This window comes from Polaribacter vadi (assembly GCF_001761365.1).
GTDB classification, from domain to species: Bacteria; Bacteroidota; Bacteroidia; order Flavobacteriales; family Flavobacteriaceae; genus Polaribacter; species Polaribacter vadi.
The window spans coordinates 1,641,302-1,665,000 of sequence record NZ_CP017477.1 but is presented as its reverse complement, the minus strand read 5'-3'; the positions used below and the strand labels follow the sequence as shown (position 1 = coordinate 1,665,000).

At 28.9% G+C, this 23,699-nt stretch carries 28 protein-coding genes and 1 pseudogene (1 of these 29 cut by a window edge); 15 read left to right on the top strand and 14 right to left on the bottom strand.

What is annotated here, in order from left to right:
- Positions 1-193: the 5' end (the start) of a DUF6146 family protein gene (locus tag LPB03_RS07445; RefSeq protein WP_065318521.1), read on the bottom strand. The gene continues 239 nt to the left of window position 1, outside the view; the window shows 193 of its 432 coding nt (coding positions 1-193); it begins with the start codon at positions 191-193; its stop codon lies beyond the left edge, outside the window.
- 183 nt (positions 194-376) lie between these two features.
- Between LPB03_RS07445 and LPB03_RS07440 the strand changes: the two genes are divergently transcribed.
- Genes LPB03_RS07440 through LPB03_RS07430 form a run of 3 tightly spaced genes read left to right on the top strand, consistent with a single transcriptional unit; the run spans position 377 to position 3,042 of the window.
- On the top strand, positions 377-1,723 hold the full coding sequence (locus LPB03_RS07440; RefSeq protein WP_065318522.1) for a M24 family metallopeptidase: 1,347 nt from the start codon (positions 377-379) through the stop codon (positions 1,721-1,723).
- A complete protein-coding gene (locus LPB03_RS07435) occupies positions 1,724-2,281 on the top strand; it encodes a DNA-3-methyladenine glycosylase I (RefSeq protein ID WP_065318523.1) in 558 nt (185 codons plus the stop codon).
- On the top strand, positions 2,281-3,042 hold the full coding sequence (locus LPB03_RS07430; RefSeq protein WP_065318524.1) for a hypothetical protein: 762 nt from the start codon (positions 2,281-2,283) through the stop codon (positions 3,040-3,042). Before LPB03_RS07435 ends, LPB03_RS07430 begins: the two co-directional genes overlap by 1 nt.
- A 63-nt stretch (positions 3,043-3,105) precedes the next feature.
- Here LPB03_RS07430 and LPB03_RS07425 read toward each other — a convergent pair whose 3' ends face one another.
- On the bottom strand, positions 3,106-3,312 hold the full coding sequence (locus LPB03_RS07425; RefSeq protein ID WP_065318525.1) for a hypothetical protein: 207 nt from the start codon (positions 3,310-3,312) through the stop codon (positions 3,106-3,108).
- A gap of 221 nt (positions 3,313-3,533) precedes the next feature.
- Here LPB03_RS07425 and LPB03_RS07420 point away from each other — a divergent pair, with 221 nt between their 5' ends.
- Positions 3,534-3,920 carry a pyrophosphohydrolase domain-containing protein gene (locus LPB03_RS07420; RefSeq protein WP_065318526.1) on the top strand — a complete coding sequence of 129 codons (387 nt, stop codon included), beginning with the start codon at positions 3,534-3,536 and terminating at the stop codon, positions 3,918-3,920.
- Positions 3,921-4,034: 114 nt separating this feature from the next.
- On the opposite strand, the gene arsB is transcribed toward LPB03_RS07420, so the two are convergent.
- The 10 genes from arsB to LPB03_RS07370 all read right to left on the bottom strand — a co-directional run bounded on the left by arsB (position 4,035) and on the right by LPB03_RS07370 (position 12,535).
- Positions 4,035-5,075 carry an ACR3 family arsenite efflux transporter gene (gene arsB / locus LPB03_RS07415; RefSeq protein ID WP_065318527.1) on the bottom strand — a complete coding sequence of 347 codons (1,041 nt, stop codon included), beginning with the start codon at positions 5,073-5,075 and terminating at the stop codon, positions 4,035-4,037.
- Between the two features lie 16 nt (positions 5,076-5,091).
- On the bottom strand, positions 5,092-5,499 hold the full coding sequence (locus LPB03_RS07410; RefSeq protein WP_065318528.1) for an OsmC family protein: 408 nt from the start codon (positions 5,497-5,499) through the stop codon (positions 5,092-5,094).
- A gap of 44 nt (positions 5,500-5,543) precedes the next feature.
- Positions 5,544-6,173, bottom strand: a complete 630-nt coding sequence (locus tag LPB03_RS07405) for an arsenate-mycothiol transferase ArsC (protein ID WP_065318529.1) — start codon at positions 6,171-6,173, stop codon at positions 5,544-5,546.
- 29 nt (positions 6,174-6,202) lie between these two features.
- Positions 6,203-6,670, bottom strand: coding sequence for a DUF6428 family protein (locus LPB03_RS07400; RefSeq protein ID WP_065318770.1), 468 nt, complete (start codon positions 6,668-6,670; stop codon positions 6,203-6,205).
- A 47-nt stretch (positions 6,671-6,717) separates the two neighbouring features.
- Complete coding sequence (locus LPB03_RS07395; RefSeq protein ID WP_065318530.1) at positions 6,718-7,050, bottom strand: ArsR/SmtB family transcription factor; 333 nt, start codon at positions 7,048-7,050, stop codon at positions 6,718-6,720.
- Between the two features lie 114 nt (positions 7,051-7,164).
- Positions 7,165-7,860, bottom strand: a complete 696-nt coding sequence (locus LPB03_RS07390; protein WP_065318531.1) for an N-formylglutamate amidohydrolase — start codon at positions 7,858-7,860, stop codon at positions 7,165-7,167.
- Positions 7,857-9,083 (bottom strand): glutamate-cysteine ligase family protein, encoded by a 1,227-nt coding sequence (locus LPB03_RS07385; RefSeq protein ID WP_065318532.1) that lies wholly within the window; start codon positions 9,081-9,083, stop codon positions 7,857-7,859. Before LPB03_RS07385 ends, LPB03_RS07390 begins: the two co-directional genes overlap by 4 nt.
- A 2-nt stretch (positions 9,084-9,085) precedes the next feature.
- A complete protein-coding gene (locus LPB03_RS07380) occupies positions 9,086-10,531 on the bottom strand; it encodes a RimK family ATP-grasp domain-containing protein (RefSeq protein ID WP_065318533.1) in 1,446 nt (481 codons plus the stop codon).
- Positions 10,532-10,822: 291 nt separating this feature from the next.
- Positions 10,823-11,329, bottom strand: a complete 507-nt coding sequence (locus tag LPB03_RS07375) for a DUF3124 domain-containing protein (RefSeq protein WP_065318534.1) — start codon at positions 11,327-11,329, stop codon at positions 10,823-10,825.
- A gap of 150 nt (positions 11,330-11,479) precedes the next feature.
- Positions 11,480-12,535, bottom strand: a complete 1,056-nt coding sequence (locus LPB03_RS07370; RefSeq protein WP_065318535.1) for a branched-chain amino acid aminotransferase — start codon at positions 12,533-12,535, stop codon at positions 11,480-11,482.
- Between the two features lie 119 nt (positions 12,536-12,654).
- On the opposite strand from LPB03_RS07370, the gene LPB03_RS07365 reads away from it, so the two are divergent.
- From LPB03_RS07365 to LPB03_RS07330, 9 genes and pseudogenes are all read left to right on the top strand, one after another.
- Complete coding sequence (locus LPB03_RS07365) at positions 12,655-13,161, top strand: DUF4920 domain-containing protein (protein WP_065318536.1); 507 nt, start codon at positions 12,655-12,657, stop codon at positions 13,159-13,161.
- Entirely contained in the window at positions 13,161-13,583 is a 423-nt protein-coding gene (locus LPB03_RS07360; protein WP_065318537.1) for a hypothetical protein, read from the top strand. Before LPB03_RS07365 ends, LPB03_RS07360 begins: the two co-directional genes overlap by 1 nt.
- Before the next feature lies 1 nt (position 13,584).
- Positions 13,585-14,283 (top strand): tRNA (5-methylaminomethyl-2-thiouridine)(34)-methyltransferase MnmC2, encoded by a 699-nt coding sequence (mnmC2, locus tag LPB03_RS07355; RefSeq protein WP_065318538.1) that lies wholly within the window; start codon positions 13,585-13,587, stop codon positions 14,281-14,283.
- Between the two features lie 133 nt (positions 14,284-14,416).
- A complete protein-coding gene (locus tag LPB03_RS16880) occupies positions 14,417-14,548 on the top strand; it encodes a hypothetical protein (RefSeq protein WP_262502065.1) in 132 nt (43 codons plus the stop codon).
- Positions 14,549-14,564: 16 nt separating this feature from the next.
- A complete protein-coding gene (gene ruvC / locus LPB03_RS07350; RefSeq protein ID WP_083187030.1) occupies positions 14,565-15,119 on the top strand; it encodes a crossover junction endodeoxyribonuclease RuvC in 555 nt (184 codons plus the stop codon).
- 63 nt (positions 15,120-15,182) lie between these two features.
- Positions 15,183-15,547, top strand: a pseudogene (locus LPB03_RS07345) (four helix bundle protein).
- A 33-nt stretch (positions 15,548-15,580) separates the two neighbouring features.
- Entirely contained in the window at positions 15,581-16,714 is a 1,134-nt protein-coding gene (hemW, locus tag LPB03_RS07340; RefSeq protein WP_065318539.1) for a radical SAM family heme chaperone HemW, read from the top strand.
- 49 nt (positions 16,715-16,763) lie between these two features.
- The gene (locus LPB03_RS07335; RefSeq protein WP_065318540.1) at positions 16,764-17,513 is read left to right on the top strand and encodes a cyclase family protein; all 750 of its coding nucleotides are present in this window, start codon (positions 16,764-16,766) and stop codon (positions 17,511-17,513) included.
- 71 nt (positions 17,514-17,584) lie between these two features.
- Positions 17,585-18,211, top strand: a complete 627-nt coding sequence (locus tag LPB03_RS07330; RefSeq protein ID WP_065318541.1) for a hypothetical protein — start codon at positions 17,585-17,587, stop codon at positions 18,209-18,211.
- 106 nt (positions 18,212-18,317) lie between these two features.
- On the opposite strand, the gene LPB03_RS07325 is transcribed toward LPB03_RS07330, so the two are convergent.
- Positions 18,318-19,298 carry a CorA family divalent cation transporter gene (locus LPB03_RS07325; protein ID WP_065318542.1) on the bottom strand — a complete coding sequence of 327 codons (981 nt, stop codon included), beginning with the start codon at positions 19,296-19,298 and terminating at the stop codon, positions 18,318-18,320.
- A gap of 72 nt (positions 19,299-19,370) precedes the next feature.
- Between LPB03_RS07325 and LPB03_RS07320 the strand changes: the two genes are divergently transcribed.
- The gene (locus tag LPB03_RS07320; RefSeq protein ID WP_065318543.1) at positions 19,371-19,739 is read left to right on the top strand and encodes an MmcQ/YjbR family DNA-binding protein; all 369 of its coding nucleotides are present in this window, start codon (positions 19,371-19,373) and stop codon (positions 19,737-19,739) included.
- A gap of 1 nt (position 19,740) precedes the next feature.
- Positions 19,741-20,292, top strand: a complete 552-nt coding sequence (locus tag LPB03_RS07315) for a 5-formyltetrahydrofolate cyclo-ligase (RefSeq protein ID WP_065318544.1) — start codon at positions 19,741-19,743, stop codon at positions 20,290-20,292.
- A 105-nt stretch (positions 20,293-20,397) separates the two neighbouring features.
- On the opposite strand, the gene LPB03_RS07310 is transcribed toward LPB03_RS07315, so the two are convergent.
- Entirely contained in the window at positions 20,398-23,673 is a 3,276-nt protein-coding gene (locus tag LPB03_RS07310; RefSeq protein ID WP_065318545.1) for an amidohydrolase family protein, read from the bottom strand.
- Between the last annotated feature and the right edge of the window lie 26 nt (positions 23,674-23,699).

The following is a 23,699-nucleotide window of genomic DNA, read 5'->3' as shown; positions in this document are numbered from 1 at the left end:
CTTCAGGTTGTGCAATACTGTTTAAAAATGCAGTAAAACCAGGGTCAATTATTATAATTTCATATTCTAAACTATCATTTGCAATTACAACAGGTTCTTCTTTTTTTGTTGTATTATTTAGGTTCGATGAGCCACAAGACCATAACAAAATTCCGATTGTGAATATAAAAAGTAGTTGTTTTAAAAATTTCATATGTATGTTTTTAAAATTAATATATTATTATATTTCAAAAGTAGTTTAGTATTCTTTCTTTGAAAACTTAAAATGAGTTAACGCCTCTTTTAAGTTAGTAAAGTAATAATATATTCAAAAATTATTCCAAAATATAAGGATTTTAATTCTATTAATATTAATTTTAAAACTTAAAATATTTATATGAAATATAAATTTGTTGCTTTACTAATCTTTTGCATTTTATTTTCTTGCGATATAAGAAAAGCAGACTCTACTAAGTATTCAATTTTAAAAGAACAAGATAGAGCTTCTTTAAAGGATGAACTTTTAGAAGATAGATTTACAAATTTACTCCCAGAGTTAATGGATAAAGCCAATATTGATATGTGGCTATTAATTTCCAGAGAATATAATGAAGACCCTATTTTAAAAACGATGTTACCTGCAACTTGGTTAAATGCAAGAAGAAGAACCATCATTATTTTTTATCGAAATAAAGAAAAAAACACATTAGAAAGATTAGCTGTTGCAAGATATGATTTTGGTAAAAGTATTAAATCTGCTTGGGACAAAGAAAAAGAACCTAACCAATGGAAAGCTTTGGCAGAAATTATAAAGAAGAGAAATCCTAAGTCTATTGGCATTAATATGTCTAAACATTTTGCTTTGGCAGATGGTTTGGTAAAAACTGATTATGATGAATTAGTAGAAAATTTACCTATAGAATTAAGTGATAAATTAATATCCGCAGAAAAATTAGGCATTGCTTGGATAGAAACTAGAACTGAAAAAGAGCTAGCTTTATTCAGAGATTTGGTAAAAATAACACATGATATCATTGATGAAACTTTTTCTGAAAAAACAATTATTTCTGGTGAAACTACTACAGAAGATTTAGTTTGGTATTTACGCCAAAAAGTTACGGATTTGGGTTTGGAAACTTGGTTTCATCCAACGATTGATGTTCAAAGAAATAACGAAGCCTTAAAATCTCATATTGAATCTTTTTCTAAAGGAAAAGACGAAAAAATAATTCAAAAAGGTGATTTATTGCATTGCGATTTTGGCATCACTTATATTGGTTTAAATACAGATTGCCAACAGCATGCTTATATCTTAAAGGATGATGAAACTGAGGTTCCTCAATTTTTAAAAGATGCTTTCAAGAAAGGAAATCGTGTTCAAGATATTTTAACGAGTACTATGAAATCTGGATTAACAGGAAATGAAATTCTCGCTCAATCTTTATCTCAAGGAAAAGAAGAAGGATTATTGCCATCAATTTATACACATCCATTAGGAAAATATGGACATTCTACAGGAACCACAATTGGAATGTGGGATTCTCAAAATGGCGTTCCTTTTAATGGAGATTATCCACTTCAAAAAAATACTGCCTATGCAATTGAGCTAAATACAACTGTTTTTATAAAAGAATGGAATAAAGATATTAGAATTATGTTGGAGGAAGCTGGTTTTTTTGGCGATGATACTTTTGAGTATGTAAATGAAAGACAAACAGCCATAAAATCGATAAAAATCAACTAAATGAAACAAAGATGTTTTTGGGTAACTGATAGTAAATTGTATCAAGATTACCATGATAAAGAATGGGGAGAACCTGTTTATGATGATGAAACTTTGTTCGAGTTTTTGATTTTGGAAACCTTTCAAGCTGGTGTAAGTTGGATAACCATTTTAAACAAAAGAGAAAATTTTAGAAAAGCTTTTGATAATTTTGACTACCAAAAAATAGCAAAATATCAAGAAAATAAGTTTAATGAATTGATGCAAAATGCTGGCATCATCAGAAATAAATTAAAGATAAGAAGCGCAATTACAAATGCACAATTGTTTATTGAAATTCAAAAGGAGTTTGGTTCTTTCTCTAAATTTTTGTGGACTTATGTAGATAATAAACCAATTATCAATACTTTTAAAAGTAGAGAAGAAGTGCCTGCAACCTCAAAAATTTCAGACAAATTATCCAAAGATTTAAAAAAAAGAGGATTTAAATTTACAGGTTCAACAATTATGTATGCATATATGCAAGCAGTTGGAATGGTAAATGATCATACAACAGATTGTTTTAAATACCCAAATTAATGCAAATTTTACAAGTTCCAAAAGAAGATTTAAAGCGAATTTTTGGTGTTTTCTTCAAAGAGGTCGTCTTTTTTATCATTGCTGTTTTCTTTCTTTTTTTTGATGGTACTTATTTTAATGAAAACATATTCGAGGCTCAAAATACATTAAATGTATGCATGATATTAGCCTTCTTTGCAATGTTCTATAAAGCAAACCCTAGAGTAAGAACATTAATGATTATTGGTGTAATTCTAGGATTTATTGGCGAACATTTCTTTTCTAAAATATTGCACATGTATACGTATAGATTAGAAAATGTGCCACTTTATGTGCCTTTTGGTCATGGAGTATTATATGCTAGAATATTTAGATTTAGCAAAGCATCCATCGTTAAAAAACATCAGAAAGCAATTGAATCTTTCTTAACATTCTTAATTATAATAATTGCTACAATTTATTTAATAGCATTTTTTGATGTCTTTGGTTTTTTTATGACAATTGGTGTGCTTCTTATTCTTTGGATACAACCAAAACACAAACTTTTTTTCTTAACAATGTATTTATTAGTAGTTGTTTTAGAAATTGGTGGAACAGCTTTTGGCTCTTGGAAATGGCCAGAAATAGCCTTTGGTATTTTTGAATTTTTACCAAGTAACAACCCTCCAAGTGGTATTAGCTTTTTCTATTTTTTGTTAGATATTGGTTGTTTTGTAATTTATACTACAATCCATATGAAAGCTTGGAAAAGACTAAAAAATATAAGACAATTAAATAAGTGAAAGTTTTATAGACAAAGTGGTCAAAAACAATTTCTTGAGTTAGAAAATATACAAGAAATTATTTTAATTCCCGAAAATAAAACGAATAGCTACAAAAATGGCAATAATTAAGCCACCATAAATTAATACCTTTTTTCCTGCGTTTTTGTAATAACGATCATGGTTTTTAGTATCTTTTTTATAACTCCAAACTATTAAAGCTCCAAAAGCTAAAACAAAAAAGATGATGAATATTATTCTTCCAGTAGTAAAATATGCAGCTAAAAACATCTTTTTAAATTCTTTATAAGTTTTGAATTATTCAACTTTACGAAGTTTTAAATGTTCGTAAAGTTTCTATATATTGTCCTTGCAAAATTACGAATAAATCATAGAAACTTCTCTTTTATGATTCACAAAAAAAGTTTTAATTCGTCTTTGTCATTTTTTAAGGTTGATTTTTTTTCAGCATAAAAAATGAAAAATATTTTATTTAAAAATCAATAACAATAATGAAAAACAAAATAGCAGCAGTACACGAATTTCACACAGCTTTCAAATTAAATATTCAAAATAAACCAACGATTCATATTTCTGATGATAGAAAAAAATTACGTTTTGAGTTGATGAAAGAAGAAAATGAAGAATATTTAGAAGCTGCTCAAAACAACGATATTGTAGAAGTTGCAGATGCTTTAGGAGATATGTTATATATTCTTTGTGGCACAATTATAGAACATGGAATGCAAGATAAAATCGAGGAAGTTTTTAATGAAATTCAACGATCTAATATGAGTAAATTGGGTGAAGATGGCAAACCAATTTACAGAGAAGATGGTAAGGTTTTAAAAGGTCCGAATTATTTTAAACCAGATTTCAGTAAAATTTTGGAAGATTAATTATATTGATTTTCTAGAATTTTATCAACTTAAAAAAGAAACCTTTGTGAAGCAAATTCTACTACACAAAGGTTTTATTTTAATATGTAAATGTAATTTTTGATGTAAAAGATTTTAAGATTTTATATTTTTAAAATACTTTTTTCGCAACCAAAAAGAAACTTTAACCAACAAAATTAAAGCAGGTACTTCTACTAAAGGACCAATAACGCCTGCAAAAGCTTGTCCAGAATTTAGTCCAAAAACAGCTATAGCTACAGCAATTGCTAATTCAAAATTATTGCCAGCTGCAGTAAATGCAACAGAGGCAGTTTTATCATAATCAGCTCCAGATGCTTTGGTCATGAAAAATCCGATGATAAACATCAATATAAAATAGATTAATAAAGGAACTGCAATAATTAAAACATCCATTGGTATTTTTACAATTAACTCTCCTTTCAAAGAAAACATGACTACAATTGTGAATAAAAGCGCAATTAAAGTGATGGGTGAAATTGTTGGAATAAATTTATTGATGTACCAATCTTCACCTTTTAATTTTACCAAAATTAATCGACTTAAAATTCCTAATAAAAACGGAATTCCTAAGTAAATGGCAACACTTTCTGCGATGGTTGCAATTGAAATATCTACAATAGCACCTTCAAAACCAAAATAGGGAGGAAGTACAGTTATAAAAATCCAAGCATAAAAACTATAGGCAAAAACTTGAAAGATACTATTTAAAGCAACCAAACCTGCTCCATATTCGCTACTTCCTTCAGCAAGATCGTTCCAAACCAAAACCATTGCAATACATCTTGCCAACCCAATTAAAATTAAGCCAACCATATATTCTGGATAATCTCGTAAAAACGTAATTGCCAAAATAAACATTAAAACAGGACCAATAATCCAATTTAAAATAAGTGAAATGGAAAGTATTTTTGTGTTTTTAAAAACTTTTGGAAGTAAGGCATAATTTACTTTCGCCAATGGTGGATACATCATTAAAATTAATCCAATTGCAATCGGAATATTTGTAGATCCACTACTAAAAGAGTTGATAATATTAGGAAATGTTGGAATAAAATAGCCAAGGCTAACACCAAAAGCCATCGCAACAAAAATCCATAAAGTTAAATTTTTGTCTAAAAAACTTAGTTTTTTCATATTTGTTTTTATTTATTTAAAACGTTTTATTCTGTAAAACAACTCCATTTATGGTACAAGATAATTTTACAGTATTATAGATTGTGCCAAATTTTTCAATGTTTTTTTTCAGCAATAAAATATTTAAATTGTCATCTGAACTAAAAATAGTTAGTTTGTAATTTAAATTGTCCATTTTCAGAGGTTTCTCTGCTCTTGATGCAGATACATTAACTTCAGCTTTTAAATATGTGAATTTCATCATTATTGAAAATCGCTCCACATTTTTTAACATACAGGATGCAAAAGCTCCTAAAAAAAGTTCAGCAGGATTAGGCAAAACTTCAGCAGATTCCGAAGTTGTTCCAAAAGCTATTTCACTTTTTTTTATCTGAATATTCGCGTCCTTATTTGAAATGGATGAAGCCTTAATTTTGTATTCCATAATTACTTTTTATTTTGAATAGTAGTTTCTAAAGCCTCCTTTTATCAATTTATTTGTGAAAAAACATAAAATAATTCAGTCGCAATTTGTAAACTTCTTTCTTTATATTTTTCAGCTTGTTGAGCAGTGTTATCAAAAACTTTTGGATCTTCAAAAGTTATAGGAATACGTTTTTCTGCACCAGCAATAAATGGACAACCACCATCTGCTTGTGAGCAAGTCATTATTGCAGCAAAGTTAGATTTTGGATTAAATTCGTCATCTAATTTTTTTGAAAATCCAATGATTGGATGTTCATCATCAGCATATTTAATACTGTAAACAGGATTTTCATTTTTTGAAATCTGCTGGATTTGAAAACCTGAATTTCTTAAAGTTTCTGCAACCATAGGAAAAAGGGCAGTTGCTTCTGTGCCTCCAGAATAACAAAACACGTTTTTAATGTTGAAATAATTTGCCATTGTTTGTGCCCAAACTTGCGATAAATGACTTCTTCGTGAATTATGTGTACAAATAAAATTGATTCTAATTTCTTGCTGATGAGCAACTTTATGTTGAATAAAATCAATTAAAGGTTGTAAAATAGTTTTACGTTCTTCAGGTATAGATGCAGGCTGCAATCCTTTAATTGTATTTTCTATTTCTGAAAATAATTTTGTTTTAGTTGAATTCATTTTTATGTAAGTTGATTAATAATTTAAGTTTAGCAACAACCACTTCCTGGAGCACAAGAATTTACAGCAGGAATATCTAAAATTTCAATTTTTTTCTTTGCAACAGGAATTCCACATGCATCTTTTGCTAAACAATCTGTTTGCTTATTGGTTAATAAGAAATTTTTCCCATTAAATTCCAAACCAAATTTCCCTATGGTTTCTGCTTGGTATTCAACTTCTATTTCTGAATCTGTTATATTTAGCGTCTTTTCAGAAAGCTCAATAATATTTAATAATTTTTCTGGATGCAATCTGTGATCATAATCATTTGCATTCCAAAGTTGAAAGTTTACAACTTCTTCCTTTCTTTCAACTCCACCACAATCAATAAAATGTTTTGTGATTTTACCAACTTCTGTTACATGAAAATGGCTGGCTACTAATTCTCCATTTGGTAATTCAAAACCAATAGTTTCTAATTCTTTTAATGCGGATTTTACTTCTGATAATTTCATGATATATTTGTTTATTGCGATTTTACGATTAATGTATTCAAATTTTTTTAACAGCAATTCTGATCTTTGCTAAGATCTTGATTTAAAAATTCTGACATTATTGTCTTCATTTCCGTCCAATTTTCTTTGTGAATGCAATAGCAAACGCTTGTGCCTTCTATATTTCCTTTTATAAGTCCTAAATTTTTAAGCTCTTTTAAATGTTGAGAAATGGTTGGTTGAGCCAAACCAATCTCGTTTACTAAATCTCCACAAACACAAGAATTTATTTTAAATAAATACTGTAAAATAGAAACTCTTGCAGGATGTCCAAAAACTTTCGCAAAAAGAGAAATTTTATTTTGTTCATCTGTAAACATTTCTGTTTTTGTTACGCCCATTTTTTTGATGTTAATTATTATATTGCAATATTACGATTAATAAATAAATTATTAAAACTTTTATGAATTAATTTAGTTTGATACATATATCAATCCAAAACTATAAAAGTATTTTTATAAGAAGTTATTGACTTTTAACGTTGAAATAGCATCAAATAAAACATTCTTTAAAATCATTTTATTGTTATTATCTTCTGCATATTTTTGATTGATTTCAATTTCAATTCCAACATAATTCTTAGGGAAGTGTTTTCGCAAATAGGTTGTAAAACCATCCATTTTTCCTAAATAAGGATAATTATATCGAACTTTAAAATCGGTAGTTTTAGATAGAATAGTTTCTTTTAAAAAAGAAGCTAGTTGTTTTTCTTGCGCAATTCTAGAGTCGAACAATAAACCAATATCGCAATTTCTTTCTACAGCATTTAAAACTGGCGTAAAAGAATGAATAGAAAGATGAACTACAAGTTCATTCTCGTTGATGTGTTTCGAAATTTCATTTTCAATTGAATTTCGGTAAGGCAAATAATGTTCGGCAATCAGTTCTTTTTTTGCTGATAAAGGCAATTCTTTTGTGAATTCTGAAAATAGATTTTTGTGATGTAAAGATCTGTTGAGTTCTATTAATAATCTATTTATTTTGCTAAAAGAACTAAAATCTGCCAACGGTTTTAAGTGCTTAAAATAATCTAAAGTACCTAAATCGAAACCTCTATGGGTTTTTAAAATAGCCTGATGTTTATCAAAATAGTCAGTATATTTTTCGGGAATTACATTTCCTCCATGTTCGCAAGTAAGAATTAGTTTCACGAAGTAAAAAGCTCATTATTTTGCAAACAGTTTGCTAATTTTTCATAGGTTTTTAATAAATCCTCTTTAGAAAAATCATCTTGTAAAGCATTAGAAATTCTGGTAGCTAAAGTTCCTTGTGTTAAAATAGTTTCAAGTGCTTTTTGGTATTCTAAACAGATTTCATTTTTCACCAAATTAAAAAGATGTTGCCAAAGTTGTTGCATAGTGCAGTTTTCTTTGATTCCAAATAATTGTAAATAATCTAAATTTAAAATTTCAGTGTTCTCTCCATTAATGATTGCATTATTTAAAATTGCAAAAAGAGGTTCTTTATCCCAGTTTTTTTGAGTTTCTAAAGTGCTTGTTTTTTCACTCACTAACATTTTTAAAACCTCAATAATTAAGGTACAAATAGCAATATCTGCTTTTGGACATTCTTGAATATCTACCAAACGAATTTCGATGGCATTTCTGTCAAAACGAGAAATTGCTCCTCTAGAATTTAAAAAATGATGATCTAATAAATTATTTGTGTCAAAAGGTTTGATCGCTTTTTGAATCGGCTCAAAAATAGTTGTATAATAATCTTTTTTGGTAAACACATTTTCAGGAATTACTTTGCCTGTCATTTCAGGAATTTCTTTCTGATTGGTTTTGTAATACTCCAAACGTGTGTCTTTAAAACCTGTTTTTTTACCTTCCAAAATTGGTGAGCTTGCACACAAACCAGGAATTAATGGCAATATAATTCGAACTGCAGCATGTAGTTTTTCAAATTCTTCATCATTATAAAAAGGAAGATTTATATGTGTGCTTTGCACATTGCTCCAACCATGACCTTTGCAATTAAAAATTCTGTTGTACAATTCATACACCTCACTATAACTATGTTTCCAAAGTTGTGTGTCTGTATTTGGATTCATAAATGGATGAGCAGCAGTTGGCAATAATTGCGCATTTAAACTTTGTAGAATCGTATTCATTTCCACCACATTTTTATGAAAATGATTTGATAAATCATTCAAATTTGCAGTAGGTCCATTTGTTTTTATTTCGATAACGTGTGCAACCAATTCGTTACTCCAAGCAATCTCGCCATTTTCTATATCCGACGTTAAAGTTCCATTTTTTTTGGTTAAAAGAGCATCTACAATTGGAGTTACTTTTAAGGTTGATTTTTGAACTACCATATATTCTAGTTCAATACCAAATACTTCAAACAAATGATATTTTTTGCCCATAATTATTCTAATCGTTGTTTAAATGCGTTTAAAATTTGAGTATAAATGGCATCACCATAAAAAGCATCTTCTACACCAAAATCGATGTTTGGATTGTCGTTAATTTCGATAACCATTGGCACATTATTAACAACTTTTATATCAATTCCATACAAACCTTTCCCCATTAATTTTGCTGATTTTAATGCCATTTTTAATACTTTTTTTGGCACTTTTTCAATTGGCAAACAATCTGCATTTCCATCTTGATCATCTTTCTTTTTAGCATCCCAATTGTAAATTTGCCAATGTCCTTTTGCCATGTAATATTTACACGCATAAAAAGGCACATCATCTAAAATTCCAATTCTCCAATCGTAATCTGAAGGACAAAATTCTTGAGCTATAATCAAGTCAGATTCTTTTAACATACTTGTTACCAAATCATCATATTCTTCAACAGTTTTTGCCTTTTTAACACCAAAAGAAAATGTAGAATCTGGAGCCTTTAATACACAAGGCAAACCTGTTTTTTCTAAAACTTCGTTTCTATTATCTTTATGAACAATAATTGTTTTTGGAGTCGCAATATTTGCATTATTTAAAGCTTCAGCCATGTAGACTTTATTGCAACATTTTAAAATAGCATCAGGATAATCTATAATAGCAATGCTTTCTTGTTGCGCTTTTCGTGCAAAAGCATAGGCTTCGTTATTCACTTCTGTACTTTGTCTTATAAATAAAGCATCAAAAGAAGTTAATCTACTTAAATCTTTAGGTTCAATAATTTCTGCATAAATATTCATTTTCTCTGCAATTTCTACAAACTTTTTTAACGCTTTTGCGTTGCTTGGAGGTGCAGGATCATTAGGATTTACCAAAATTGCCAAATCAAAATCCGATTTTGTGAGTTTTGGAGTATCATAACGTTTTTTAGAAAAATATTGGTTTGCAAAAACATGCACACTTTCTAAATGATCTGCAGGAATTTCAGATTCTGCAATAGCTTTAATACTTTGGATGTTCCATTTTGTGGTGTGATTAAACTTTACACGCAAAAAAGGTACCTGAAAATGTTTGTAGAACAAAGAACTTACTTCTTTATATTTTTGTGCCACATTTTGCCCAAAATAAATACTTAAGGTAAAATCTCTCGATTTTATGTTTTTCAAACTATTTTGAATGCTGTCATCAAACTCTTCAGAAACAATTCGTACTAATTCTAATGCTTTTAAATCTACAATATTTTTAATGGTTGGTATTGCAGAATGTCCTCTTGCTTCTGCCAAAAGCGATACATAATATCCTTTAGATTGGTAAGAATAATCTTTACAAAGATTAAAGATTCGAGCTTTTTTTAAAAGGGAATATTTTGGATTTGTAAGATACTCTTGAGAAGAAATTACAGTAATGTTTTCAATTGAAAACTTCCATTTTTCTACTTGATTTACAACAACATATTTGTTCATATATAGTTTTAAAAACTTGATTTAGTTGATACAAAATTATAGTAAATTCAGTTATGTTTTACATTTCTGAAAAATATATTTTACGCTAAAAAATAATCTGTTTTGATGATTTATGAAGATACAAAATAAATAATTATAAGGCATAATTATCACGTCCATTTGCAAAACGAAATCCTAATTTTTCAATTGCTATTCTTTCTTTACTATTTTTTTAAGTGCAGGATTTGTATGATTAAAGTGAATAAAAATCAAGCAATAACAATAAAATATTCTAAAAAAAATATCATACAGCTATTTTATACGCAAAGATTGTGTTGTAAAAGACAAGCCTTGTTGCCCAACTGTAGAGTTCATAATGCCTTCAAACAAAGGTTCAGGGCAATTTTTTGGTATTTTCCATTCAAAGATAAAATTAGAACCTGTTCCTCCAGAGATATCGACTTCATCAATAATAATTTCAGTAGTTTCTAAAGGTGCTAAATAAATTGGAGCTTTAAAATAATTTCTCAAAGAAGTGCCATGCGTATCATGATAGGTTGCTTGTAAAACATAAATCGTATCTGTATCACTAATGTTTCTTAAGCTAACCATCGCTGTTAAATTATGCGTTTTATGTTCTGAAACACTGTAAATTTGAGAGTATATTGAAAGGTAAGATTTTCCATATTCTAAAGAATCTTTAGTTGAAATTACAGCTTTTCTTTTCGACCAATTTTCTTCATTAATAGAACTAATTTCCTTTTTTTGACAACTAATTATACCTAAAAAAACGAAGAAGAGTATTGCGTTTATTTTCATTTTGACTGATTTTTTACTTTTACTAAAGATACATTCTTTTTTTTATCTACAAAAAAAGCATCAACTTTAAAATTGATGCTTTTCTATACTATATTTTTAAAAATTACAGTTGATAAAATAACATTGCTATTTTAAACTGAATCTTAAATTTTAAACAAAAACTCTCCATCCATAAGGATCTTCTGTTTTATTTGTTTGTATATCTGTAATTAATTTTTTTAATTGAGCTGCATACGGATTTTCTAATTCTGGTAAATCAAAATCATTTTCTTGATATCCAAAACCAGCAATTGGTGATATAACAGCTGCAGTTCCTGCACCAAACATTTCTTTTAAGCTTCCATCTTTTGCTGCTTCTACAACTTCACCAACAGAAATTTTACGAACTTCAGTTTGTATGCCATTATCTTCTGCAATTTGTAAAATACTTTTACGTGTAATTCCATCCAAAATTCTATCACTTGTTGGGCTCGTAATTAAAGTATCGTTAATTCTTACAAAAATATTCATAGCACCAGCTTCTTCAATAAATTGGTGTGTGTTATCATCTGTCCAAATTACTTGATTGTATCCTTTTTCGATGGCTAATTGTGTTGGGTAAAATTGCGCTGCATAATTACCACCAGCTTTTGCAAAACCTACACCACCATTTGCTGCACGTGCATATTTTTCTTCAATTAAAACTTTTACTTTACCAGCAAAATAAGCACCAGAAGGAGCTGTACAAATTATAAATTTATAAGCATCTGCAGGCGAAGCATGAAAACCGTTTCCAGAAGCAAACATAAAAGGTCTTATGTATAAAGAACTTCCTTCTTTGGTTGGTATAAAATCATTATCAACTTTTAATAATTGTTTTAACCCTTCCATGAAAATATCTTCAGGAATTTGCGGAATAACTAAACGTTCTGCAGATTTATTTAAACGCTTACAATTTTCTAAAGGTCTAAAAAGTAATGTATTACCCTTATCATCTTTATAAGCTTTCATCCCTTCAAAAATAGATTGACCATAATGAAAAATCTTTGCAGAAGGATTTAAAGAAATTGGTGCAAAAGGCTCAATTTTAGGAGCTTGCCATTTACCATCTATGTAATCACATGTTAACATGTGGTCAGAATAAACACTTCCAAAAGGAAGATTATCAAAATCTACAGAAGAAATTTTCGATTCTTTAACGCGTTGAATTTCTATATTTTCAGTCATTTTTTTATCAAAATTTATGGTACAAATGTACTAAATTTATTTATTCAAATCTGAAAGAAATCAGCGTATTTCTTCTTAAATTTATTACTTTTGTAATAAATGTGTTAAATAATTATAATATGAAAAATGTAATCAAATTTTGTGCAGTTGCACTATTAGTTTTTGGAGCTTGTAAAAACGAAAAAGTAGAAAAAACTTCTGAAAAAGAAGGGACTGAAATCGCTATGAATTTCGATTCTTATGGTGATAAAATAAGTGAAGAAAATGTAATGACTTCTGATGAAATGTTGGCAAAATTCAGCGATATGAAAGTAGGTGATACTATCAACGCAAAATTTGCATCAAAAATAAACGAAGTTTGTTCTAAAAAAGGATGTTGGATGAAATTGCCAGTTGGCGAAGAGGAAACAATGGTTCGTTTTAAAGATTATGGTTTTTTTATGCCTTTAGATGCTAAAGACAGAGAAGTTATTATAGAAGGAAAAGCATTTGTACAAGAAACTTCAGTGGAAGAATTGCAACATTATGCAGAAGATGCAGGAAAAACAAAAGAAGAAATTGCTTTAATTACAGAACCTAAAAAAGAATTCGCTTTTGAAGCAAATGGTGTTTTATTAAAAAAATAATGAAATATTTATTTCAGATTTTTTTGGTTTTTATGTTCTTTGGATGCGTATCTAAAGAAGATAAAAAACCAGTTATCACAAAAAATACTATTTATAAACCGTCAGAAATGGCGGTTTTAATGTTAAAAATGTATGATGCCAATTTAGAAAACAAGAAACTGATTTTAGAAGGGAAAAAACCAACTAAATTTTCAGAAGAATTTTTAAACATTCATACAGCAACTTTAACAGATCCAACAGATAGAGATGTTGCTTTTAAAGGCTATTCAGATTTTTATTTACAGAATTATAAAATTGTTTTTGAAACCGATAAAGATTCTTTAAAGTTGATGCATAACAACACTATTAATAGTTGTATTGCTTGCCATAAAACCACATGTATTGGGCCAATTCCAAAAATTAAAAAGTTACTGATTCAATAAGATGAAAAGAGAAATTTTTATAACTTCTGATGGTTCTACAAGCATTCATTTACCAGATTGGAATGAGCAATATCACTCTAAACATGGAGCTATCCAAGAAGCATATCATGTTTTTATAAAAGCAGGTTTTGAAAAGTTTATGGATACAATTTCTCAAAAAAAGGAAAGTACTCAAACTAATCTTTCAATTTTAGAAATTGGTTTTGGAACAGGTTTAAACGCATTTATCACTTTTTTAGAAGCTGATAAAAAGAATATAAAAATTGATTATGTTGGAGTAGAAGCGTATCCAGTTGCAGCAGATGAAGTTGAAAAATTAAATTACGTAGCAGAATTAAAAGCAGAAAATAATCAGTTAGTTTTTAATGAAATGCACACAACTTCTTGGGATGAAAAACAAACAATTTCAGATAATTTTAACTTAACAAAAAGAAAGCAGTTTTTTAATGAAATTGATGATGAAAACACTTTCGATGTAATTTATTTTGATGCTTTTGGAGCTACAAATCAACCTGAATTGTGGACAGAAGAAATTTTTCAAAAAATGTTTACAGCGTTAAAAGTAGGTGGTATTTTAACAACCTATGCTGCAAAAGGAAGTGTTAGAAGAGCCATGCAAACTGTTGGTTTTACTGTAGAAAGATTGGCTGGCCCTCCAGGAAAAAGAGAAATGTTAAGAGCGGTTAAAAGTAGGCAGTAAATTAGTCTTCAGTTGGCAGTATACAGTTTTTGTGAAAAGTTACAGTTTATTAGTTTGAGTGATTTTATTTTTTATCAAAATTGAATCGAGAACATTTTTAAATTCACACATAATTTCTAATTAAATATATAATATGGAAATCAAAAGAAAATTCGGGAAAAAGAAAGAATCAAAACCTAAAAAAGGACTTTTTTTAGTGATCATTTTGATTATAGTTGTGCTTTTATGGTACAATGCAGAAGTTATTTTAGAAACATTTTTTTAAGTTTAGATAGCGTTTTTTGAAAGTAGAAAAAATAATTTTAGGGATTGATCCTGGGACAACGATTATGGGTTTTGGTATCATAAAAGTTGTCGGTAAAAAGATGGAATTTATTCAAATGAATGAATTATTGCTCACAAAATATACAGATCATTATTTAAAATTAAAACTCATTTTTGAAAGAACCATAGAACTTATTGATACCTATAATCCTGATGAAATTGCGATTGAAGCACCTTTTTTTGGCAAGAATGTACAATCGATGTTAAAATTAGGTAGAGCACAAGGAGTAGCAATGGCTGCTGGATTGTCTAGAGAGATTCCGATTACAGAATATTTGCCAAAGAAAATTAAAATGGCAATTACAGGAAATGGAAGTGCTAGTAAAGAGCAAGTTGCATTGATGTTAAAATCGCTTTTAAATTTAAAAACCTTACCAAAAAATTTAGATGCCACAGATGGTTTAGCAGCTGCAGTTTGTCATTTTTACAATTCAGGAAAAGTTGTGGGAGGCAAAAATTATACAGGTTGGGCAAGTTTTGTGAAACAGAATGAGAAGAGAGTTAAGAAGTAGTTGGCAGTATTAGTTTTCAGTAGCAGTAGCAGTTTTCAGTTGGGATTTTAAAATAAAATATTTATGAGTTTTACAGATTTATTAGCTTTTAAAAAGTCCTTTTCTTTGGCAATGAAAATTTTTGAGCTATCAGAATCTTTTCCCAAAGACGAAAAATATTCACTAACTGATCAAATAAGAAGGTTTTCTAGAAGTGTTTCTGCTAATATTTCTGAAGCTTACAGAAAAAGAGGATATCCAAAACATTTTGTTAGTAAATTAACAGATTCTGATGCCGAAAATTCAGAAACTTTTACCTGTTATTGTTCGCTTTAGAAAGTAAATATATTGATAAACTAAAGTTTGAAGATTTATTTAAAGAGAATTTAAAGGTTGGTAAATTGATAAATTATATGATTAATAACCCACGTAAATTTGGCGCAATATAAACTGCCAACTGAAACTGAAAACTGAAAACTATTTTGGCAGGAATCTACATCCACATTCCATTTTGTAAACAAGCTTGTTATTATTGTAACTTCTATTTTTCTACGTCCTTAAAAAAGAAAGATGAGTTATTAGATTGTTTGATAAAAGAAATCGATTTAAGGAAAAGTGAGTTGAATAATGATACTATTGAAACCATTTATTTTGGTGGTGGAACTCCAAGTATTTTATCAACCCAAGAAATAAATAGATTAATAGATGCTGTTTATAGTAATTTTAATGTGGTTGAGAACCCAGAAATTACGTTGGAAGCAAATCCGGATGATTTATCTGAAGAAAAAATAATTGAGCTTTCTAAATCAAAAATAAATAGGTTAAGTATTGGTGTGCAATCTTTTTTTGAACACGATTTAAAATTGATGAATAGAGCACATAATGCTGATGAAGCTATAAAATCTTTGCAACTTGCAACTCAATATTTTAGCAATATTTCTGTAGATTTAATTTACGGAATTCCAGATTGTACAAACGAACAATGGCGTACAAATATACAAACTGCATTAAGTTTTGGAGTGCCTCATATTTCTAGTTATGCATTAACTGTAGAGCCTGAAACTGCCTTAGCAAGCTTTATTAAGAAAGGTGTTATTAAAAATGTAGATGATGATAAAGCAGAAGAACAATTTGTAATTCTTACAGAAGAATTAAACAAAGCAGATTTTATACATTATGAATTATCAAATTTTGGAAAAGAAGGTTTTTTCAGTAAAAATAATTCTGCATATTGGTTAGGTAAATCGTATTTGGGTATTGGACCAGCAGCACATTCGTTTAACGGAAAACAACGAAGTTGGAATGTGCAAAATAATGCCATTTATATTAAAAAAATAAATCAAAAAGAATTACCAATTCAAAGAGAAACATTGTCTGTTACAGATAGCTATAATGAATATGTAATGACAGGTTTGCGCACAATTTGGGGTGTTTCTTTATTAAAAATAGAAAGAGATTTTGGAGAAAATTATTCAAAATACTTACAATTGCAATCTAAAAAGTTTATTAAACAAGAATTATTGTATATTGAAAACGATGTTTTAAAAACCACAAAAAAAGGAAAATTTTTGTCTGATGGATTAGCATCAGATTTATTTATGCTAAATTTAGCATAATAAAATTATAATAAAATATTTAAAAATTACTGAAACAAGTTCAGCATAAATGAAAGCAACTATAGAATATAATTCAAGAAAAATAGAGGTAAATATTTCTAATCCAATAGATATTTCAATTCCTATTGATGTCTCAAGAAAAAATGTGAATGCTTGGTATGTAGGTGAACCTAAGATTTTTCCTGAAGTAATAGATGGAGAAGTCGTAAAGGTTTCTGAAGGAGCAGTTGTTAATTTTAACAATATCCATTTTAATCCACATTCGCACATTACACATACAGAATGTGTTGGGCATATCACAAAAAAAGTACACTCTATTAATAAAAATTTAAAATATTTTATTTTTTTGGCAGAGGTTGTTACCATTGCTCCTTTGTTTCATAATGGAGATTTTATAATAGGCGTTAAACAATTAAAAACAGCTTTAAGAAATAAAAAACGCGATGCTATTGTAATTAGAACGTTGCCTAATTTAGAAGAGAAAAAAAGTATGCAATATTCAAATACAAACCCAACGTATTTGTCTGAAAAAGCGGCTATTTATTTAAGAGAAAAAGGTATAAAACATTTGTTAATTGATTTGCCATCAGTAGATAAAGAGAAAGATGATGGTAATCTATTATCTCATAATGCTTTTTGGAATACAGCTGGCGAAATAAGAATGGATGCTACAATTACTGAGTTTATTTACGTACCAAATTCAGTTGAAGATGGTGAATATTTACTTAATTTAATGATTGCACCTTTTGAGAATGATGCTACACCAAGCAAGCCTGTTTTATATGAAATTATAAAATAATTTCAACACCATTAATAATGAAGTATCTTATAAACTTCGTGAGTCTATTTTTACTTTTTAATTCTATTTTTATGGAAGCACAAAAAACTGTAAAAACACTAACTGAACAAAAGCTCTTTGTATTTCCTGATACTATTCTGATTCGTATTAATGTGCTATCAAGTAAAAAGTTTAACCAAAATTTATTTGAAGAAATGGGGTTATTAAATAGCGAGCAAATTACTGCTGAAATTAATAAATTAGATAATATTAAAATAATACATAGGAAAAACTCAGATAAAAATGAGCTTATTGATTTTAAATATATTGAAGTTTACGAAAGAAACACTTATACAGAATTAAAAAGTAAAATCTTAAATAAGTCACCTTCTGTTATAGAAAAAATAGTGATAAATAATTTTCATAATTATAAAATTGAAGTTGAAAAAAATGCAATTGAAGAATCAAAAAAAGAGCTAATTAGTACTTTGAATAAAAAAGGTTTAGAATTAGTGGGATTCCATAAAATAACTGAAATAGAACAAAAAAAAAATATAAAAATTAATTACGATTCTATATCATCGCCTCTAGATTTTAAGTCAGTATTAAAACAAACTTTTAACGAATATAATTACAAAGGTTATCTACTTAATGAAAAAGGAGAAATCATTTTGAAGAAAAAATTTGAGGTTGAGTGGTTTATTAAACAGAAAAAATAATTAAAAAAGACCTGTCAGGTTTTAAAAACCTGACAGGTTTAAAATTATTGATAAAATATTTTCCTACAAACAATAGTAAAAATCTGTAAAATCTATGTCACGAAAATTAAAACCACTTTTTACGTTTAAAGTACCAAACAGAAATTACAGTAACTAAAACCATAATTCCTAATAAAATAAAATAGCCGTTTTCAGATTTTAATTCGGGCATATTGTGAAAATTCATTCCATAAATTCCCGCTAAAAAAGTTAACGGAATAAAGATTACAGACAAAATAGTTAATGTTTTCATCACCTCATTTAGTCTATGTCCTTGAATACTAAAAATTAAGTTGATCTTACTTTCTAATTCTTGTAATTCAAAATCGATATTGGTAATTAAATTGTTGGTTTGTTCTTTAATTTCACTAAAATATTTAACATCTATTCCTCTAATTTTAGCTTTTTCTAACTTCACAATCATGTCTCTCAAGCTAATTGCAGCTTTTTTAAAACTGAATAATTCTTGTTTTCTACTTTCAACTAAAGACGTAAATTCTGGAGTTGGTTTTATATGTGTTGCATTTAATTTAGAATCACTAATTTCTTCGTGTTTTAAATATGTTTCTTGATAATTGTCTATGATTGCTTCAATAATTAAGTACAGTAAATAGTCTGCTTTTTTCTTTCTAACAATACCTTTATGCCCTTCTAAACGTTCACGAATCCAATTAAAATAATCGCCAGGTTTTTCTTGAATACTCCATAAAAAGTGAGGCGAAACCATAAAGATCATTTGTTCATCTTCTAAAGTTTTGCCTTCTGTTTTTAAAACTTTTATGGCTACAAACATTAAATCTTCTAATAAAATAACTTTGGTGGCATGATCATCTTCCATTAAAAGTTTAATTAAAAAATCATCTAATTTATTATTTAAAATGATTGCTTTAAAATCACTTTGATATGCTAAACCATACGTGTTTATCCATTTTGTGCCATTTTCATGTGGAGTTAAATTCACTTGAGAAATTGATAAAAATTTTGTTTTTTGATAATTCTTATCAGAATAATCTATAATTGTTGTATTTTCTAAAAAACCTTCTACCATTTTAGAGTCTTGTTTATTTTGGTAGTTAAAGATACTTTTTTAAATTGTAAAAACATATTTTTATACAAAACTATGCACGTAGAACAATTAAGAGATTTTTGCATTGCCAAAAAAGGAGTTACAGAACATTTTCCTTTTGATGAGGTTACATTGGTTTTTAAAGTGATGAACAAAATGTTCGCTTTAAGTAGTTTAGATAAGTGGGAAAAAGGCGAAGAGAGTATCAATCTAAAATGCGATCCTGAAAAAGCAATTGTGTTAAGAGAAGAATTTGAAGGCATAAACCCAGGTTGGCACATGAATAAACGACTTTGGAATACAGTTACAATTAATAATGCTGATGTTTCTGATGATTTGTTAAGAAAACTCATCAACCATTCTTATGATTTAGTGGTAAAAGGTTTGACTAAAAAAGCACAAAAAGAGTTAGAAAATTTATAAAATGAATAAATCCGAACTCAGAAAAATATACAAACAAAAAAGGCAAGAGTTGTCTTTTGATGTTATTCAGAAATTGCAAGAAAATATTTATCAGCAAATTTATGAGTTAAATATATCTAACATCAAAACCATTCATATTTTTTTGACTTTAGCAAAATTTAAAGAAATTGACACAACACCAATTATTGATTATTTTAGAAGTAAAAACATTAAAATTGTAGTTTCTAAAAGTGATTTTACAAACAACACCTTAACACATTTTTATTTAGAAAAAGACACAATAATCGAACTCAATAAATACGGAATTCCAGAGCCCAAAAACGCAAAACAAGTTTCAGAAAAAGAGTTGGATTTAGTTTTTGTACCACTTTTAATTTCTGATGAACAAAACTACAGAGTTGGTTATGGCAAAGGTTTTTACGACCGATTTTTAGCCAATTGCAGAAAAGAGTGTAAAAAAATAGGTTTAAATTTCTTTAAACCTATTGCTAAAATTAATGATTTTAATGAGTTTGATGTTGCTCTGGATTTGGTTATTTATCCAAAGGAATAGGAATGTTTAGAATGTCTGTTCGAGCGCAGTCGAGAACTATTTACCTCTAACTACTTAGGTTTCGACTGCGCTCAACCTGACACTGTAAGTCTTAATATATTTTCCTTAATGACAACTACAAGTTGGTGTTGTAAAACTATTTGTTTTCATATTTACAGGAAAACCTTGGTTGTAGCCATCTAATTCAAAATAAAACTTGCCTCTTTTATTGTCGTAATTTCCAATTTCATTCATGGTATCAACATCATATAAACGACCATTAACCATGGTATAAATTACAGAATTTGAGTTTTTAATATCTTCTAAAGGATTTTTATCTAAAATGATTAAATCTGCTAATTTTCCTCTTTCTAAAGAACCCAATTCATCAGCAACACCAATATAATTTGCACCATTGATGGTTGCCGCTTTTAAAGCTTCATGATTCGATAAACCTCCTTGTTGCAACATCCATAACTCCCAATGAGCACCCAAACCTTGTAATTGTCCATGAGCGCCTAAATTTACTTTTACACCTTCCTTAGCTAAAGCAGTAACTGTTTCAGAAGTTAAAACATGTCCGTTTTTGTATTCCTCTTCAGGCACCATAATTCTGTGTCTTGATCTTGAATCTACCACATATCTTGGTGTGTATTTTAACAACGTTTTATTTTCCCAAACATTTGTTTTTTGATACCATTCAAATTCGCCATTCATACCTCCATAATTTACAATTAAAGTAGGAGTGTAGCCAGTTTCGCTATTTTTCCAAAGAGAAATAACATCTTTATATACAGGATTTACAGGGATATTATGCTCAATTCCTGTGTGTCCATCAAAAATCATAGACATGTTTGAGTAGAAATTAGAACCTCCTTCAGGAACTACATTTACACCAAATTCTCTTGCAGCTTGCATAATTTGTTGACGCTGTTCTCTTCTTGGTTGGTTGTAACTTTTTACAGATTTTGCGCCAAATGCTTTTGTTCTAGCAATTGCAAAGCGAGCATCGTCTAAATTATTTACAACAGCTTTAAAATCGCCTTCTGCACCATATAAAATAAAACCTGTAGAGAACATTCTTGGTCCCACTAATTGACCACTTTTTTGTAACTCTTCCAACGTAAAAGCAGCTGCTGTGTGTACAGAAGGATCATGAGAAGTAGTAACACCAAATGCTAAATTTGCATAAAACTGCCAATGTTTTTGTGTGCTTAATCCGTTTCTGAAAGCACCAACATGTGCATGCACATCTACCATTCCTGGCATAATAGTTTTGCCTAACATTTTATATACTTTGGCATCAGCAGGAATTGTAATATCCGAAGTTTTACCAATTTTTTCAATTTTATTTTTGTGGATGATGATGGTTCCATCTTCAATAACTTCATTACCATCCATCGTAATAATTCGTGCATTTTTAAAGGCAATTCTACCTTCAGGAAGATCCGATTTTGTTTTTAGGTTGATTTTAATTCCTGCAACATCATCAGTAACCAAATTGGTTTTCGCAAAAGGATTTGTTGTGTTATTTATGATTGATTTTGAAAAATACTCATCACCCAAAGTCCAAAAAACTTTGCTGTTATTTGCTGCCCAGTGCAAATTGATTCCTGCGTTTTTGGACAAGCTTTCTACATTAAAAGATTTGGTATTGTTATCTAAATTAATTTCGCTACCATTCATTACAAAAGGTGCCACATATAATTTATGCAAATGAATAAAAGCTACAAATTTATTGTCTTCACTAGGCACTAATCTGTTGGCTAATTTCGATGAAAAATGACTTCTTTTCTCTTTTCCATTTAAATCGACACTTTTTAATTTTTTTGTTAAGCCACCAAAAAAAGCACCACCAGTTTGATAGAAAATACGAGAATCATCCGCAGAAAAAACAGGGAATTCACCTTCTTTAGCAACTCTTTTAGCATCTGTTCCATCTGCATTTGCAATATAAATTCCTGTCTTTTTTGTGTAATCATACCCTTGATCTCCATTTCCAGATTCTTTTCTATACACAATTTGAGAATTAGAGCGATTGTAAACAGGTGTTCTATAAATTCCTTTTTCTTCTGTAATCTTTTCTAATAAAGTACCATCTAAATTTACTTTGTAAATCGCACCTAAATTTTCATCATTCCAAGTAACAAATAAAATCGATTTTCCATCAGCAGAAAAACTAGGTTCCCCTTCAAAATCGGTTAAGGTTGTAATTCTTGTAGGGATTCCATCTGGTAAAACCTTCTTGTAAATATGTCCTAAAGAAGTAAAAACAATAGTTGTTTCATCTGGAGAAGTTTGCACATTTTTTATCATTTTTGATGAAAAACTTTCTTGAAAAACCTTTCTTTTTACCTTGTGTGTCTTTGCTAATTTAATTTCTGTATTTACTTGAAAAGGAATGTTTGCAATCTGCTTACTTTCAATATTAATTCTATTGATTTTTCCTTGTGCCCAAATAACGATGTCTTTGTTGTTAGGCATCCAAGCAAAATGAGGATAAACTCCAAAAACTGCCCAAGCTTCACTTTGGTCTTTACTTAAATTCTCATAAATTGGGTATTCTTTGCCAGTTTCTAACTCGTGAATATATAAAACCGATTTTGTTCTTACACGTTTTACAAATGCTAAAAGTTTACCATCTTTAGAAACTACAGGTCTTGCAGCACCTCCAGGACCACCCGTAATTTGTTCAGTTTCTCCAGTTTCAAAATTATATTGTTTAATTACGTAAATCTGTTTATTTGGATCTTTATTATATTGAAAAAAACCTCCTGGATACATATCTTCAGCATAATATAAATACTTTCCATCAGGTGAAATTGATGGATCATTTACATCTTGTTGATCATTTTTTCTTTTGGTTAATTGCAAACCTGCTGCTCCAGAAAGTGGATATTGCCACATTTCTCCTGCACCAACTGAACGTTGAGAAGTATAATGTTTTCTAGCCACTAAAGATTTTCCATCTGGAGTCCAAACTGCATTATTTAGCAATCTCATTTTCTCTTTGGTAATTGATTTTGCATCATTTCCATTAGCAGTCATTACCCAAATATTATTACCACCTTCAGCATCACTTGTAAACGAAATATATTTTCCATTTGGGCTAAATTTTGGTTGCACTTCATATGCCAACCCAGAACGTAAAAGCGTTGTTGTGCCTCCAGAAATTGGCATCGAATAAATATCACCTAATAAATCAAAAACGATTGTTTTTCCATCAGGAGAAACATCTAAATTCATCCAAGTTCCTTCTGTGGTTTCTAGTTGAAAAGAATTATACAGCCAACTTTCATGAGGATTGTTAACGTCCCATTTTTTTTCTTTCTCATCAGTCTCTTGAGCATTAATATTGATGGAAATACTTAATAATACTAGAAGAAATATTTTTTTATACATAATTGTAGTTGATTAAAAATTGTATT